The 15,291-nt window shown below is 69.4% G+C and carries 11 protein-coding genes; 3 read left to right on the forward strand and 8 right to left on the reverse strand.

Annotated features, from left to right (window positions below):
* Nucleotides 1-101 precede the first annotated feature (101 nt).
* Nucleotides 102-962 carry a thioesterase II family protein gene (locus tag GA0070618_RS21435; protein ID WP_197701568.1) on the reverse strand — a complete coding sequence of 287 codons (861 nt, stop codon included), beginning with the start codon at nucleotides 960-962 and terminating at the stop codon, nucleotides 102-104.
* Between the two features lie 88 nt (nucleotides 963-1,050).
* On the opposite strand from GA0070618_RS21435, the gene GA0070618_RS21440 reads away from it, so the two are divergent.
* Nucleotides 1,051-1,689, forward strand: a complete 639-nt coding sequence (locus GA0070618_RS21440) for a GNAT family N-acetyltransferase (protein ID WP_088983238.1) — start codon at nucleotides 1,051-1,053, stop codon at nucleotides 1,687-1,689.
* Between the two features lie 74 nt (nucleotides 1,690-1,763).
* Complete coding sequence (locus GA0070618_RS21445) at nucleotides 1,764-3,212, forward strand: amino acid adenylation domain-containing protein (protein ID WP_157748971.1); 1,449 nt, start codon at nucleotides 1,764-1,766, stop codon at nucleotides 3,210-3,212.
* Here the strand turns inward: GA0070618_RS21445 and GA0070618_RS21450 are convergent.
* Together GA0070618_RS21450 and GA0070618_RS21455 are read right to left on the reverse strand one after the other, a co-directional pair.
* A complete protein-coding gene (locus GA0070618_RS21450) occupies nucleotides 3,203-5,530 on the reverse strand; it encodes a lantibiotic dehydratase (protein WP_088983240.1) in 2,328 nt (775 codons plus the stop codon). The genes GA0070618_RS21445 and GA0070618_RS21450 overlap by 10 nt on opposite strands.
* A 2-nt stretch (nucleotides 5,531-5,532) precedes the next feature.
* Nucleotides 5,533-8,730: a condensation domain-containing protein gene (locus GA0070618_RS21455; RefSeq protein ID WP_088983241.1), complete on the reverse strand. Its 3,198-nt coding sequence runs from the start codon at nucleotides 8,728-8,730 to the stop codon at nucleotides 5,533-5,535.
* A gap of 98 nt (nucleotides 8,731-8,828) precedes the next feature.
* Between GA0070618_RS21455 and GA0070618_RS21460 the strand changes: the two genes are divergently transcribed.
* Nucleotides 8,829-9,368, forward strand: coding sequence for a DinB family protein (locus tag GA0070618_RS21460; RefSeq protein WP_088983242.1), 540 nt, complete (start codon nucleotides 8,829-8,831; stop codon nucleotides 9,366-9,368).
* Nucleotides 9,369-9,378: 10 nt separating this feature from the next.
* Here GA0070618_RS21460 and GA0070618_RS21465 read toward each other — a convergent pair whose 3' ends face one another.
* The 5 genes from GA0070618_RS21465 to GA0070618_RS21485 all read right to left on the reverse strand — a co-directional run bounded on the left by GA0070618_RS21465 (nucleotide 9,379) and on the right by GA0070618_RS21485 (nucleotide 15,049).
* Nucleotides 9,379-10,116, reverse strand: a complete 738-nt coding sequence (locus tag GA0070618_RS21465) for a thioesterase II family protein (protein ID WP_088983243.1) — start codon at nucleotides 10,114-10,116, stop codon at nucleotides 9,379-9,381.
* Nucleotides 10,117-10,149: 33 nt separating this feature from the next.
* Nucleotides 10,150-11,430, reverse strand: a complete 1,281-nt coding sequence (locus GA0070618_RS21470) for a cytochrome P450 (RefSeq protein WP_088983244.1) — start codon at nucleotides 11,428-11,430, stop codon at nucleotides 10,150-10,152.
* Nucleotides 11,414-13,237, reverse strand: a complete 1,824-nt coding sequence (locus GA0070618_RS21475) for a non-ribosomal peptide synthetase (RefSeq protein ID WP_197701569.1) — start codon at nucleotides 13,235-13,237, stop codon at nucleotides 11,414-11,416. Before GA0070618_RS21475 ends, GA0070618_RS21470 begins: the two co-directional genes overlap by 17 nt.
* Nucleotides 13,238-13,430: 193 nt before the next feature.
* Nucleotides 13,431-14,828 carry an MFS transporter gene (locus tag GA0070618_RS21480; protein ID WP_088983245.1) on the reverse strand — a complete coding sequence of 466 codons (1,398 nt, stop codon included), beginning with the start codon at nucleotides 14,826-14,828 and terminating at the stop codon, nucleotides 13,431-13,433.
* Nucleotides 14,825-15,049, reverse strand: a complete 225-nt coding sequence (locus GA0070618_RS21485) for an MbtH family protein (protein WP_088983246.1) — start codon at nucleotides 15,047-15,049, stop codon at nucleotides 14,825-14,827. Before GA0070618_RS21485 ends, GA0070618_RS21480 begins: the two co-directional genes overlap by 4 nt.
* Nucleotides 15,050-15,291: the final 242 nt, after the last annotated feature.

Raw genomic sequence — 15,291 nt, forward strand, 5'->3', positions numbered from 1 at the left:
CCCGGCCAGCGGCCCGTGAAACGCGACCTCCGTGCCCTGTGGCACCCTCACCGGCCGGAGGCCGCGTCGGAATCGACCCCGACGCGGATCGGGCAGGCCGCTCACGCCAGATCCCGGCTGATCGCCCCCGTCACCTGCCGCTCGCCCTCAGGGTCAAAGAAGTGCCCCCCTGGCACCTCGTCGAGGTCGAAACGCGCGGACGTCTCGCCGCGCCAGTCGTTCATCTGCTGCGGAGAGGCCTCACGGTCGTCGGTACCGGCGAAAGCGCGGATGGGCACGTCCAACGGCACCGCCGGACGGAAATCGTTGGTGCTGAGCACGGTGAGGTCGGCGTCCAGGGTGGGCAGCAGCGCGGCCAGCAGCTTCTGGTCGGCGAGAACCGCCGGCGGGGTGCCACCCATCTCCCGCACGTATCCCTCGAGCCCGTCGCTGCGTCCCTCCCACCGCCAGCTTCCGGTGCCGTGCACCGGGGCCGGGTCGCACGCCGTGTACAGCCGGACCGGCATCGGCAGATTGCGGTCACGCAGGACATGCGTGAGGGTCCACATCACCCGTGAGCCCATGCTGACGCCGTAGATGGCGTAGGGCCGGTCGAGTAACGGGCGGAGCACCTCCACGAGGTCGTCGACCAACGGCATCATCCGGGTGTACGGGGGCTCGTGGAAACGATCCGCCCGACCCGGCAACTGCACACCGATCGTCTCGATGGAGGGTGCCAGCAACTGCGGCCAATGCCGGTACATGCCCGCGCTGCCTCCGGCGTGGTGCAGGCACACCAGCTGCACCTCACACGGACTGTCGCGACGGCAGAACCGTTTCAGCCAACGGCGGTCACCCACTACGGCCTGCAGCATCACGTACCGCTCATTCGTATCGACGGAGGTGACGGATCTCGGTGTCCCGGCCCACGCTACCGACGTCCGGTTCGCCAGCACTGTCACGGGAATCCAGGACAGGCGCATCGCCCGCCGTACGGGCCCGGTGGCCCGACCACCATGACAAACTGGCCACGACCACCGGCCTACCGCGAATGAGGATGGTGCTGCGCTGATGGCCGAGACCACCCGTCCGACGGCCGTGACCGGGGTCGACATCGTGCCCGCCAATCAGGCGAGCTGGGAGGACCTTCAAGCGATCTTCGGCACCCGTGGGGACGGAGCTCACTGCCAGTGCCAGCGTTACAAGATCCCCATCGCCCGGTGGAGATCCGTCCCTCTCGAACAACGCCGGCACCGGCTGCGCGAGCAAACCGACTGCGGATACCCCGCATCCGACACGACCAGCGGCCTGGTGGCCTACCTCGACGGCGAGCCCGTCGGCTGGTGCGCGGTCGAGCCCCGCTGCGCCTACGACCGGCTACGGACCACCCAGGTGCCGTGGGCGGGCCGCAACGAGGACCGAGACGACCCGGACATCTGGGCCGTCACCTGCTTCTTCGTCCGTGCGGGCTACCGGCGGCGCGGCATCAGCCGATCGTTGGCCCGGGCGTCGATCGGCTTTGCCCGCGCCCGCGGCGCCAACGCGCTGGAGGGCTACCCGATGATCACCCGGCCGGACCAGAACGTCATCTGGGGCGAGCTGCACGTCGGTAGCCGGAGCATCTTCGCCGACGCAGGATTCGCCGAGGTGCACCGGCCGACACTGCGGCGGGTGGTCATGCGCGTCGACTTCAACCACCGACAGCGTTGACACACCAACACCGATCAGCCGTCCCGAGAAGTGGGGACACCCTCCGAGGCCGCCCGACCACGACGATCGGTGACGTGTACCGGTCACTTCCCGAATGGTTCCTGGCGATCTGCGCACGGCATCCCGAGCGGACCGCGGTGGTGTGCGGATCCGAGCACCTGACGTACCAGGAACTGGCCGCCGAGGCGCGCGGCCTCGCCGCTGAACTGATCCGCCGGGGCGTCACCCGCGGCGACCTCGTCGGACTCCGCGTCACCAGGTCAATGGACATCCCGGTCGCGGTCATCGGCATCCTGCTCGCTGGCGGCGCCTACGTACCACTCGACCCCGGGTACCCGTCGCAGCGGCTGCGCCGGATCATTGCCGAGACGAGCATCGGTTGTGTGGTCGGGGAAACCCTGCCAGCCCGTGGACACACCGCCTCTCCCAGAACCGACTTGCCCGAGGTCTCCGCCGGCGACCGCGCCTACGTGATCTACACGTCCGGCTCCACCGGCCAGCCCAAGGGCTGCGTTATCAGCCACGGAAACGTCCTGAGCCTCCACCATGCCGCCCTACCGCTGCTCGATGTCGGCCCGGACGACCGATGGACCCTCTTCAGCTCGATCAACTTCGACGTGTCGGTGTGGGAGCTGTGGAGCGCTCTGGGCACCGGCGCCACCCTGGTGATCGTAGACGCCGAAGCGGTGTACGACCCCGAGGTGTTCCTACGGCTGATCATCGACCAGCGGGTGACCGTCCTCAACGCGGTGCCCCCCGTGTTCCGCCTCCTCGCCGAGGCGCACGCCGACGCGGGCCGACCGCCCCTGCCACTGCGTTACGTGATTTTCGCCGGCGACGCGGTGGACCTCGACACCACCGCCGCCTTCATCGAAGGGCTCCCGCAGCGCATCCGGCCGATCAACATGTACGGCATCACCGAGACCACCGTCCACGCCACCTTCAAGGAACTCGACGACACGGCCCTCCACGGCGTCAACCGATCGCCGATCGGGCGACCGCTACCGCACCTGGAGATCATGCTCCGCGACCCCACCGGCGAACCGGTTCCCGACGGTCAGGCCGGTGAGATCTGGGTCTCCGGCAGCGGCGTCGGTCTCGGCTACCACGGCCGCGACGACCTCACCGCCGAACGCTTCCTCACCGTCGACGGCGTACGGTCCTACCGGTCCGGAGACCTGGCCCGACGGCTGCCCGACGGCGAACTCGAGTACCTCGGCCGCGCCGACCGCCAAGTGAAACTACGCGGATTTCGCATCGAACTCCCCGAGATCGAGGCCACCCTGCGCGGCTGCACCGGAGTACGCGACGCCGTCGTCGAACTGGTCACCGGGCACGTATCCGGTGACTTCCTCGCCGCCTACCTCGTGGTCGACCACACCTTCGACACCCGCCGAATCCGACAGGAGTGCGCCGAGGCGCTGCCGCCCTACATGGTGCCAACCACGTACAAGGTCCTCCCCGCCATACCGCTGACCCCGTCAGGAAAGATCGACCGGAGCGCGCTAACCGCTCACCGTTGAGCGACCGTCACCATCCGCAGCTCCGCCGTGTACCGCTCGCCGTCCCGGTCGCGCAGCCACAGCTGCTCCACGTCCGGCAGCACCTCGGTCAATGTGATCGTCGCGTCCGCACGAGACCGCTCGGTCCGGCGGACCAGCTTGGCGAACATGTTGACCAGCGGCAGGCTCCGCAGGTCCACCGCCACCGGCTTGCGCTCCACCGGCACCCGGCAGAAGAACCGTTCCGGCAGCCCCTGCTCGCGGCGCCACCGGCGCACCCGCGCGTACCGCTGCCGCTCGTCGATCACAGCGGCCCACCCCAGCGCCGATGCCGGGAACTTCCACGCCTCACGGCTGACCACCAACCGGTCGATGGACACCCGCGGCAGGTGACGATCGTCGTCGAACGGCCGGAATCCGTTGACCACCACGATGTTCAACAATTCCCCGACGACGTCGAGAAACCGGTGGTACCGATCCTCGACGCGGTCGTGCACCATCAACGCGCCGTCGCGCACGCACGCCGTCAGCTCGCTGCCGTAGAGCACCTTCGCACCGGCCGGCGGCGTCATGGACTCCGCCCCGACGGCCAGGTAGGTGTAGGTCGGCAACATCAGCTCCGGTGCACGCGCGAAGCGCGACGTGACCGCCAACGGCGAGTCCCGGGGCGGGATGGTGAAGATCCGGTCATCGAGGCCGCTGGCCAGTGCCGCCTCCCGAAGCCGGTCGGGACAGGGATGCTGCGCCGGAAAGATCTGACTCTCCAGGGTGTTGGTGGCACAGTGCAGCTCACCCAGAACGACGTCGACGTCACCGATGGCGAGACCGGACGGATCGGTGACCGCCAGCATGACGTCGGGGGAGCACCACCGCACCCCACTCCACCGCGGCGACTGCTCCGGAAACTCGCGCGCCACCGCCCCGGCTATGTCGGCAGCACCGACCCGGTGGTGCCGCAGCCCCTCGGACGCCGCATCCGGTAGGCCGACGATCCGCCGCCAGCGGCGCTGGAACTCGGCCACCACCTCATCGACAACCGCTGCCTGCACCGGCTCGCGCGCCGGAACCAGCATCTCCGGCATCACGACCGACAACAGGTGCAGCAGCGGCACGGTCGTACCGCCGAAACGCCCGAGTTCCCGCTCAAACGCCTGCCGGGCCCGCTGCTCGTACCGATCGGCGACCGTGTTGGCCAGCCACGCGGCGCTGTCCAGGACCAACCCCAGCGGCTCCGCGATACGATCGATGAACCGCTGCCCGATCCGTACCTCACCGGCCCGGATCGCGTCCTCGTACACCAGCGTACGGCCGGCGTACGGTTCGCCCGGGAGCCGCTGCGAGGCAGCGCCGGTAAGACGCTCGAAGGTGTCGCCGAGAGCCTGGTTGGCCGCCGCGAGCCGATCGGCATCACCGGCCGACGCCCCAACCACCTCCCGGGCCCGCATCAGCTCAGCGAGCGGGGCCATCGCCCGACTCCGCACCGCCTCGTCGCCGATGGCCGCAATCCGCTCGGCCAGGAACCGCTCCGGCCACAGCGCCACCGGCCCCTTCAAGCTGATCTCGACGGCGCCGACCTCCCGCAACCACAGCAGGGCGGCGACCACCGCAGGGTCCGGAGGGTCACCGGTGATGTCCCGGACGGTGCGCTGCCCGTCGCACTGGCGCAGCACCCGCCGCTGCACAGCCGACAGCGTCGCCGGCTTGCGGAACGGCATCCGCAGAACCCCGCCGGCCAGTCTCGTCGACAACACCGTCGTCGGCCGCAGCCACGGCCACACCTCGGGCCATGCCGCGACCATCTCGGCTATCGCGTCGATTGCCCAGTACTCGAAGTAGGTGGTGCGGCGGGACAACAACTGTGGTGCCGGCTCCATCGACACACCGAAGTCCTCGGGCACGAGTCGAGCCCAGCCGATCGGGCCGAAGAAGCTGATGCTCTCGTTTTTCAGGCAGTACCGCTGCAGGTACGTGGCGATGGTCAGCTCGTGCTGCCGGCCACGCGACGTGCGGGGCTCCCCCGAGGCGGCCTTGTCCAGGCACGTCCGCACCACCGCCGGATTCTGCGAGGTGACCGCCTCCCGGAACGTCGGCTCGGTGGCGATGCCGGCGACGGTCGACGACAGCCGCGCGGTCGCGGCGGCGAAAACCCTCTCGTACCGTTCGCCGGTCGCCGGCGTCGCCGTGTCGACCTGGTCCGCGGCGGCGGCGAGCTCGTCGTCGCAGATCTCAGCGAGCCGTGCGGCGGGGAAACCCGCACCCCGCAGGGCGATCTCCCGCCACACCGACCATCGGGTCCGGCCGAGCGGAGCGAGTGGACCGGCCGTCGTCACCGCAGCCATGCTCAGTGCCCTCCACCGATCTCGTTCAGGATGGCCTCGAGCTCCTCGTCGTCGGACAGCTCGCTTTGCCGGCTGAGAATCAGCAGCGCGAGGCTCTCCACCGTCGGCGCGCCGAAAATCTCCCGGAGGGACAGCTCTACGTTGAACTCGTCCCGAATCCGGGCCGTCAGGGTGGTGGCCAGCAGCGAGAAGCCGTTCAGCTCGAAGAACGTGTCGTAGATGCCGACCCGCTCCACCTCGAGGAGCTCCTCGAAGATCTCACCGAGCCGTCGTTCCAACGGGGTGCGCGGGGCGACGTAGCTGTCCGCCGTCTCGTCACCGTCCGGCTCCGGCAGGGTCGCCAGGTCGTAGTCACCGTCGGGGGCACGGTCCAGCGTGTCGACCACGAACAGGTGCCGGGGGATCAGGTGCTCGGGCAGCCGCAGCACCAGCCCGCGGCGAATCCCGGCGGCCTGCTCAGGGGCGACCCCGGTGACGTAGCCGACGAGAACGACCCTGTCCTCCGCGTCGACGAGTTCGGTCACGACCGCGTCCACCACGTCCGGCACGTCCCGCAACGCGGCCAGTGTTTCCAACGGGTCGAAGGAGAGGTTCGCGCCGAGTCGGCCGACGAACTCGAGGGTGCCGTCGTGCCAGCGTCGCGCCAGGTCCCCGGTCCGGTAATCCCCGAAGCGCAGTTCGGCGACCTCGCCGACGGCCGCCGCCTGACCGATCGGGTGCAGCAGTTCGGCCGGCTCCTCGGATAGCTCGACGCCCAACGGCACCCGTAGCGGTGCCGTGGACAGCTGCCAGTCCTCCGGCACCTCGTGGACGGCCAACGGGCGGCCATCCCGGCCGACCCGGTACACGCCGACGAACCGGCAGCCAGGGGCGGCCCGACGCACCAGATCCACGTCGTGGGAGATCACGTCGCCGGAGTTGTCGACGATCACCTGCCGCAACGCCGGCAGAGGTCCGCGTAGCGCACGTAGCTGCGCAGGGCTCAGGTAGGCGACGGTGATCCCGTGTGCGTGGAGCCAGGCGTCGCTGTCCCCGCCCACTGAGGCGGACGGGAGGTACAGAGTCGCGCCGGAGGCGAGTGCGCTGGTGATCGCCGACACCAGCAGACCGGGACGCGGACACAGCGGCGCGATCCGATCGTCGGCGGCGAAGCCGTACCGGTGCTGTGCCCAGTCGCCGACGACCGGAACATCCCCCGAGCCGGTCGATGGCAGCTCGCTCAGGTCGATGGATCCGTCCTCGACGTCGAGAACGGCGGATACGCCGAGATAGTGCAGCGGGACCTCGGAATCGGCCTCGATCACCGAGTAGGGCAGCCCAGCCCTGACGCAGCCGAGGACCGCAGCGACGAACCCGGCGACAGGCCGCCGGACGACACCGACGGTCGCTGCTTCGGGTAGCCGGCCGGCGATCAGGTCCGCGGCCCGGCCAACCCACTCGTACGTCCACTCGCCGGCGGCGTCGACCACGGCGATCCGCCCGGCGGGCGGGGCGGGCCGGTGCGCCGCAAGCGGGGCCGGCGCCGGAACCGGTTCGCCCGCGAAGGGCTCAAGCCGGTAGTCCACCAGCGCCTTGGCTGGGTCGGCGGCGGTCGCGCGAAGCAGGCTCTGCACGTGGGACAACAGGACCTGCATCATCGGCGCGTCGAACCGGTCGGCGTTGAAGTCGAGATGCAGCCGGAGGATCCCGTCGTTCTCCTGCGCGTTGCACACCAGATCGAACTTGCTGGGCAGGGTCGGCGCTTCCATGGGCTCGATGGAGACGCCGTTGACCTGCTCCACCTCCGGGCTTCCGATGACGTTGAGGATCACCTCGAACAGCGGGGTGCGACGGGGGTCCCGAACCACCTGCAACTGCTCGACGACCACGTCGACCGGTGCCTCGGCGTGCGCGTAGCCGTCCAGGCAGACCTGCCGTACCCGCTGCAGCAGACCGGCGAACGTCAGATCGCCGGTCAGGTCGACCCGGATCGGCAGCGTGTTGACGAAGAACCCGACCAGCAGGTCGGTGCCGGCGTCGCTGCGGCCCGCGATCGGCACCCCGACGACGATGTCGCGTTGACCGGACCAGCGGCTCAGCACGGTGGACAGGGCCGCCAGAAGCGCCATGAAGGGGGAGACGCCGTGTTTGCGGCACAACACGTGCAGCGCAGCGGTCTCCGACGCCGACAGGGCCGCGTGCACCCGTCCACCGGACTGGCGGGCCACCGCCTGACGGTGCGCGGCGGGCAGGTTCAGCGCCGTCGGAGCACCGTCAAGATGCCGCCGCCAGTAGTTCACCTCGCGGTCGATGGTCTCACCGGCGAGGTAGTCGCGCTGCCAGACGGCGTAGTCGCGGTACTGCACCGGCAGCGGCGGCAGCCCGGCCTGTTCCACGTCGCCGCCGGCCTCATACAGTGCCAGGAGCTCACGGACGAACAAGCCGATGGACCACGCGTCGGAGACGATGTGGTGCATCGTGACGGCGAGGATGTGGGTGGTGTCGTCCAGCCGGATGAGCATGCACCGGAACAGCGGCCCGGTCGCGAGGTCGAACGGCGTGGACGCCTGCTCGTCGGCCAGCCGTCGGGCCGCGTCGGACGGGTCCGTCTCGCCGACGACGTCCTCGACCCGAAGGCGCCAGGTGTCCTCGAGGTCATCGACAACCTGGACTGCGGTGCCGTCGACCGTCGGGAAACGAGTGCGCAGCGCCTCGTGCCGTAGCAGGATCGCCCGGATGCTCGCCTCGAGCGCGGGCACGTCGACAGGCCCGGTCAGGCGACGGCGGCCGTGGATGTTGTACGCGGCACCGGGTAGCAGTTGGTTCTCCAACCACAGCCGTTGCTGGTCGAAGGAGAGCACAGGCGCGGCGTCCGGTGGACGAGGGGTGACGACCCGAGGTTCCGCGGCGGCCTGCGCCGCGACGGTTGCTGCCAGCCCGGCGGCGGTGGGCGACTCGAAGAAGTCCTTCACCGGGATCGCCACACCGAGCGTTTTACGGATCCGTGCCACGACCTTTGGAGCCAGCAGGGAGTGCCCGCCCAGTCCGAAGAAGTCGTCGTGTACGCCGAAGTCCGAGCGGCCGAGTAGATCACTCCAGATCGCGACGACGGCTTCCTCGTAGGGATTGCGCGGCGGTACCGTCGGGCCCGTCTTCCGGGCCGGGGTGTCACCAGTGACGTCGCTGCCGGCGATGGCCTGAGCCTGGAAAGGGGGCGCCATGGGTGCACAGTAGGTCGCGACCGGCGCTGCCCGGATGTCACACAAACGTGGGATCGTGTCGCGCCGGGGCAGTTCACGCCGGCGGTTAGACTCCCGGTGTGCCCGACGTGGACGAGTACGGCAGACCCGAGCCGCCGGTGTCGGCCGGTGAGGTGGAGACGCTTCTCGGGTTCTTGGACTACCAGCGGGCCACGTTGGCGTGGAAGTGCGCGGCGGTAGACAACGCCGGCATGCGGGTCACCGTCGGCGTGTCGTCGATGACCCTCGGTGGGTTGCTCAAGCACCTCGCCTACGTGGAGGACGACTGGTTCTCGGTGCGCCTGCACGCCCACCCCCGGCAGCCACCATGGGACGGCGTCAACTGGGAGGACGACCCGGACTGGGACTGGGAATCAGCGGCGGACGACACGCCCGACGACCTTCTCGCGCGGTGGGAGGCGGCGGTAGCCCGGTCGCGCGTGCTCCTCGCCGAGGCCCTCAGCGCGGGCGGCCTCGACCAGGCGGCGAGGCGGCCGTGGCCGAACGGTGAGGCGCCGAGCCTGCGGTGGATCCTGGTGCACATGATCGAGGAGTATGCGCGGCACAACGGCCACGCCGACCTCCTGCGCGAAGCGGTGGACGGGCAGACCGGCGAGTGACGCCGGCGGGCTACCGGGCGGCGACCCCGGCGCTCATGAGGTCCAGCAGCTCCGTCGGCGCGTCGATGAACCGGTGGTGACGGCCATCGAGGAGAACCCCGGTCGTCTCGCCACACCGGGACCAGCCGCCCATCGTCGCGTAGGGGATCTCGTCATCCTCGCTCCAGCCGATGGCCGTGATCGGGCAGGACAGACGGAACGGTTCCGGCACGACGTAGCGCTTGTTGGTCTCGACGTCGGCGCGCAAGACCTCGAGGTAGAACGCGACCAAGTCGGCGTCCGGCTTACCTCCGAGTTCCCGCATGAGCTTCTCGAGCTCGGCGCCAAGCTCCGTGTCGTCCATCGACAGGAAACGGCCCGCTGGCCCGTCCTGCGGCGCGACCTCCGAGGAAACGAAGAGCCGGGCGGGCGTGGGCATTCCGGCGCGGATCAGTTCGGCGGACACTTCGTAGGCAGCCAGGGCCGAGCCGCAGTGCCCGAAGAAGCCGAAGGGTTTGTCGAGGTGGTCCTCGAGGCCGGCCGCCATCGCCTTCGCCAACTCCTGGTACGACTCGAAGTTGGGCTCGGCGAACCGGGTCTCGTGGCCGGGAAGTTCGACGGGCAGGAACTCCACGTCCTGGTGGCGCTGCGGCCATCGGCGGTACATGCTGGCGCCGCAACCGGAGTACGGGATCAGAAACACCCGGCCAGCTGCGGAGGATGACGGCTTGCGAGGCAACCACTTGTTGCGTGGCGACGGGGCAGGCATGGGTGTGGTCTCCCAGGAGTCAGCGTGGCCGGCTCAGGCGGCGCGGACCGGCTTCGCCGTGATGGGCAGGTGCTTGTAACCGGAGATGAAGTTCGAGTGCAGACGCTGGGGTTCGCCGGCGGGCGCGAACGCGGTGAACCGCGACAGCAGCTCGTCGAAGAGGATCCGCAGGGTGGCGCGGGCGACCGTGTGACCGACGCAGTAGTGCGGGCCGATACCGAACGCGAGGTGCTTGTTGGGTTTGCGTCGCAGGTCGAAGGTATCGGCGTCGGGAAAGACATCCGGATCGCGGTTGGCCGCACCCAGCCAGGTGACCACCGCCTGCCCGGCCTTGATCCTGGTGCCCTGGATCTCGGTGTCGTCGACGGCGTACCGCATGAAGTGGCTCACCGGTGAGCCCAGCCGGAGGGCCTCCTCAACCGCGGTCGGTGTGACCGACCGGTCGGCCGCCCATCGGTCGAGCAGGCCGTCGCCGATGTGTTCGACCATCAGGTAGTTCGGTGAGTGCGGCGTGGTGACCACCGCGCCGAGCAGGACGCTGTAGCAGTTGGACATCACCTCACCGGGCGACATGCGTCGGCCGTCGACCTCTGTGGAGATCAGGACACTGACTAGGTCGTCGCCGAGGTTGCTCCGCCTGTCCCGGTAGATGTCCTGGAAGTAGGCGAACAACTCACGGTGGGCCTGGTCGAGCGTGGCCTGCGTGCCGCCCTCGAGCTGGTACTCCGGGTCGTCTGCGGCGATCGAGGAGTTGAGCAGGTGGCCGAGGCGGGGCCAGTCGGCACGGGGTAGACCCATGGACACCCCACCGACCGCCACGGGAAGCGCGAGCATGGCCTCGGCGAAGTCGAACGGTCCGCCGTCAGCGAGGGGGGCGATGACCTCCCGAACCAGACCGAGGATCATGTCGTGCTGCTGCTCGATGGCCTTGTGGGCGAGGGCCTTCTGCAACCGGGCCCGCATGATCGTGTGTCGAGGCGGGTCAGTGGCGGCGATCTGTCGCCCACCGGCGGGGTCCTCGACACCGAGGATGTTGAGTAGGGTGCCGCGCTCGGAGGTGAAGCTCGCGGCGTCGCGGAGCACCCGGTCGGCGTCGTGGTACCGCACCACCGACCAGAAGCCGTTGCGTTCGTCGACCTGGGTCCACTCCAGGTGGTCCTCCTCGCGCATGCCGGCCCAGATCGAGCGGAATCCCAGGCCGGTGTACAGCATCGGGTCGGCCAGGCGCTGCGCGGCGGCGCTGACCGGGCATCCGGTCGCCGGCGCGAGGAAGCCCGTCGATGGTCCCGCGTCGCCGCTACTGGACGGTGGCATCGAGGGTCTCCTCCCGGTCTGCCGTACTCGGCTGCGGTTCGTGCTCGTGCAGTTTCTCGGCGAGGTCGGCAATGGTGGGTCGTAGGTACAGGGTGCGGGCCGGCAGGGCGATGTCGAACTCGTCGTGCAGGGCGGCCAGCAGCTCGGCGGCGAGCAGGGAGTGGCCGCCCAGCTCGAAGAAGTTGTCCTCGACGCCGACCGTGTCGACGCCCAGGGCCTCGCTCCAGATCGCCGCCAACCGTTGTTCGAGGGCGGTGCTGGGGGCGACGTACTCGTTCCAGACGTTGCGGGGGACCTTCTCGGCGGGCAGCGACGAACGGTCGACCTTGCCGTTCGGATTGAGGGGGATCTCGGCACGTACCAGGATCACCCAGGGCACGAGATGCGGTGCGACGGTCGCCTGCAGCCTCTCCCGCAGCGACGTGCCGAACGCCGGCCACTCCTCGGGGCTCATCTGACCCACCGCCACGTACGCGACGAGCCGGGTGTCGCCGGCACCGTCGGTGCGGGTCAGCACGGCCGCCTGCTCCACCCCGGGCTGGCGCAGCAACTCCAGCTCCACGACGCTCGGCTCAACCCGGTACCCACGAATCTTCACCTGCCGGTCGGCACGGCCAAGAAAGTCCAGCGTGCCGTCCTCACACCAGCGCGCAAGGTCGCCCGTGCGGTACATCCGGCTGCCCGGCGGCGCCGCCGGGTCAGGGTCGGCGACGAACCGCTGCGCCGTCGCTCCGGGCCGGTTCAGGTAGCCGGTGGCGACACCGTGACCGCCGACCCACAGTTCGCCGATCTCCCCAGGCGGCACCGGCCGCAGGTTGTCGTCGAGAATTGCCGCCGTGCTGCCATCGATCGGTACGCCGATCGGTACCCGTGGCGCGCTGCTCAGCGTGCGCGTGGTCCAGCAGGTGCTGAAGGTGGTGTTCTCGGTGGGACCGTAGCCGTTGGTGAAGACCATGTGCGGGTAGGCGGCCATGACCCGCCGGACGTGCTCCGGGGACAGGACGTCACCGCCGGCCAGCAGATGGCGGATGCCGGCCAGGCTGTCGAGGTGGTGCGTCACGATCTTGTGGAACAGGCCGGTGGTCAGCCACAGCACGGTCACCGCTTCGGCGCGGATCATGTCCGCCAGCTCGGCGAGGTCCAAGTCGGCGTGCACGGACGGCCCGAGCGCGAGACGCAGCCCTCGGACCAGGGGCATCCAGATCTCGAATGTGGAGACGTCGAAACCGATCCGCGTGAGCTGGAAGAACACGTCGTCGTCCTGGACGTCGATCCAGGAAGGCGCGTGGATGAGCCGGAACACGGCCCGGTGGGGGACCACCACTCCCTTCGGCTCTCCTGTCGACCCTGAGGTGTAGCAGACGTAGGCCGGTGTGTCCGGGTTGACCGCAGGGACGGGGCCAGTGGCGGCGGGCGCCTCGGCCGTCTCCTCGAGGTTCAGCACCGTCGCCACGCCGTCGACCACGTGCCGGGTGCTCGCGTCGGCCACCGCGACGCGGGCGGTGCAGTCCCTCAGGATGCGTGACAGTTGCTCGGCCGGCTCGGCGGGATCGAGGTAGAGGTAGGCGCCGCCGGCCTTGAGGATGCCCGTCAGGGTGACAATGAGCTCGACCGAGCGTTCCAGGGCCACCACGACGACGTCCCCGTTGGCGATGCCTGCGGCCCGCAGGCGACGCGCTAGCGCGTCCGACGCGTGGTCGAGTTCCCGGTATGTCAGAGACCGGCTGCCCTGGTTGACCGCTGTCGCATTCGGCGTTCGTGCGGCCTGCTCCACAAACAGCTCGTGTATGCACCGCGGTGTGTCCATCCGAGGCGATCTCCTCCGCGACGATCCGCGCGGGCGCCACCGGCGCGCCGCCGTGAGGCCGAAACTACTGCTGCCGCTGACGGCGGGGATGTCACATGAATCGACGACAGTCCCACGGCATTCCGGTGCGCGCACGCTGAGACGCCCCGCCGGCTTCGACGGCGACGGCGAGCTGTCCCGGGGCACCCTATGGTCAGGTCTTCTCGGGACCGGCCAGCGCCGACAGAGGTGTCGTCTCGCTGCCCCGGTCGTCCTCCGAGTCGCTCACGGCGTCGGGGATCTCCGTCTCCAGGCGCCGCAGGCGTGGATTGGTGGCGGCGACGACGACCGAGACCGCGATCAGACCACCCATGATCATCATGAGCAGGGCGATCCCCCGGCCCGGACCGTCACCGATGACCGCCGCCAGGGCGGGGGAGCGGACCTCGTCATGACCGACCAGCGGTTCGAACACCCGGTCGACGGCGAGACCCGCCACGGCGTACGCGACGACCTGAGGAGCGGACGCGACCATGTTGAGAACCGCCGACACCCGACCCAGCAGTCGCGGGTCCACCTTCGTCTGCCAGATGCCCTGACTGGTGGTGATAACCACGCCCAACGAGCCCATGAAGGCGAACGCCGCGACAGCGACCAGCACCGCGTCCGGACGCGACGCGCCGATGACCACCGCGACGCCAAGCACCAACGAGAAGCCGAGGATGCCACGCACCCGATGCTTCGGCCCGCCCCACACGCTCACCACAACGCTCGAGATGATCATCCCGACACCGCCGAAGGACAGCACCATCCCGAGGGTGTCCGGCGGGGCGAACGACAGCACCAGCGGACTGATCAACAGGTCGATGAAGCCAGCGCTGAAGTTGACCGCGCAGAAGAACAGCACCAGAGCGAGTAGCCCTCGGCGGGCGACGATGTACTGCCAGCCCACCCGGAACTCCGCCAACAGGGCACCGACGCCGCCGGGTCTCGTCGCGGTATCGCGCGGAATCCGAGGAAGCCGGGCCGCGAGCAACGTGATCAGCGCCAACGCGAAGGACGACAGGTCGATCAGCACGATGCCGTGGATGTCGACGGCCAGCAGCAGGAAACCTCCCGCCACCGGCGCCAGAACCTCGCTGGCCGCCAGGCCGAACATACGCATGCCGTTGGCGCGGCCGAGGTGCCGCCGTGGGACGAGCCGAGGGACCAGGGCCGCGAAGGCTGGCACCTCCAACGAGGCCATGACCGACATGACCGCCACGACAACGTAGACCTGCCACACCGCGAAGTTGTCGGTGAACAGCAGCAGGGCCAGAAGCGACGTGACAATCATCGACCCGGCATTGCTCACCAGTAGGGCACGTCGCGATCCCCACCGGTCGACCAGCGCGCCGGCGATCGGGGACGCCAGGATCGCCGGCAGCAGAGCGAGCGCAAAGACCAATCCGAGAGTCGTAGCGGACCCGGTGAGCCGGTAGACGTAGATGCCGAGCGCGAAGCCCGAGAGAGTCGAGCCGATCAGCGAGACGGACTGCCCGATCCAGACGACGACGAACGTGCCGAACCCGGTCGTCGGCGCCGGTGCTGACGTCCCGCCCGCCGCCGTCATCCGTGCTGACCGGACGTCGCCGTGCTGTCGCTGCGAGCGCTGAGAGGACGGATATCCGCCCAACTCGTCTCAATGTAGTCCAGACACGCCTGCCGGCTGTCCGTATCGTGTACCACCCGCCACCCGGACGGCACTGCGACGGCGGCGGGCCACAGCGAATGCTGCTCCTCACCGTTGACGATCACCAGGAAACGTCCCTCGGGATCATCGAAGAGATTCACGGCGTCGACTCCTCCTACCGGACGTCCGCGACGGTGCCCCGTGGCCTGTTGACCTCCCGGCAGACACTAGCCGGACATCCACCCCACCGACTGTCACGCGAACGCAGGACAGCGCACGCGAGGTGCCTCGTGCCGTGTCCCGCCTTCACGCGACATCGGTACTCGCCGGTTCCTGAATACCGTAGCGAAGGCGGCACCTCCACCTGCTCGCCGCCGCGTCGGATCTGGACCCGTGCATCCTC

It is taken from the genome of Micromonospora echinospora, from assembly GCF_900091495.1.
GTDB classification, from domain to species: Bacteria; Actinomycetota; Actinomycetes; order Mycobacteriales; family Micromonosporaceae; genus Micromonospora; species Micromonospora echinospora.

Coding starts and splice junctions, on each gene's coding strand:
- GA0070618_RS21435 (WP_197701568.1), bottom strand. CDS start 962: ATGCGCCTGTCCTGGATTCCCGTGACAGTGCTGGCGAACCGGACGTCG.
- GA0070618_RS21440 (WP_088983238.1), top strand. CDS start 1,051: ATGGCCGAGACCACCCGTCCGACGGCCGTGACCGGGGTCGACATCGTG.
- GA0070618_RS21450 (WP_088983240.1), bottom strand. CDS start 5,530: ATGGCTGCGGTGACGACGGCCGGTCCACTCGCTCCGCTCGGCCGGACC.
- GA0070618_RS21455 (WP_088983241.1), bottom strand. CDS start 8,730: ATGGCGCCCCCTTTCCAGGCTCAGGCCATCGCCGGCAGCGACGTCACT.
- GA0070618_RS21465 (WP_088983243.1), bottom strand. CDS start 10,116: ATGCCTGCCCCGTCGCCACGCAACAAGTGGTTGCCTCGCAAGCCGTCA.
- GA0070618_RS21470 (WP_088983244.1), bottom strand. CDS start 11,430: ATGCCACCGTCCAGTAGCGGCGACGCGGGACCATCGACGGGCTTCCTC.
- GA0070618_RS21475 (WP_197701569.1), bottom strand. CDS start 13,237: ATGGACACACCGCGGTGCATACACGAGCTGTTTGTGGAGCAGGCCGCA.
- GA0070618_RS21480 (WP_088983245.1), bottom strand. CDS start 14,828: ATGACGGCGGCGGGCGGGACGTCAGCACCGGCGCCGACGACCGGGTTC.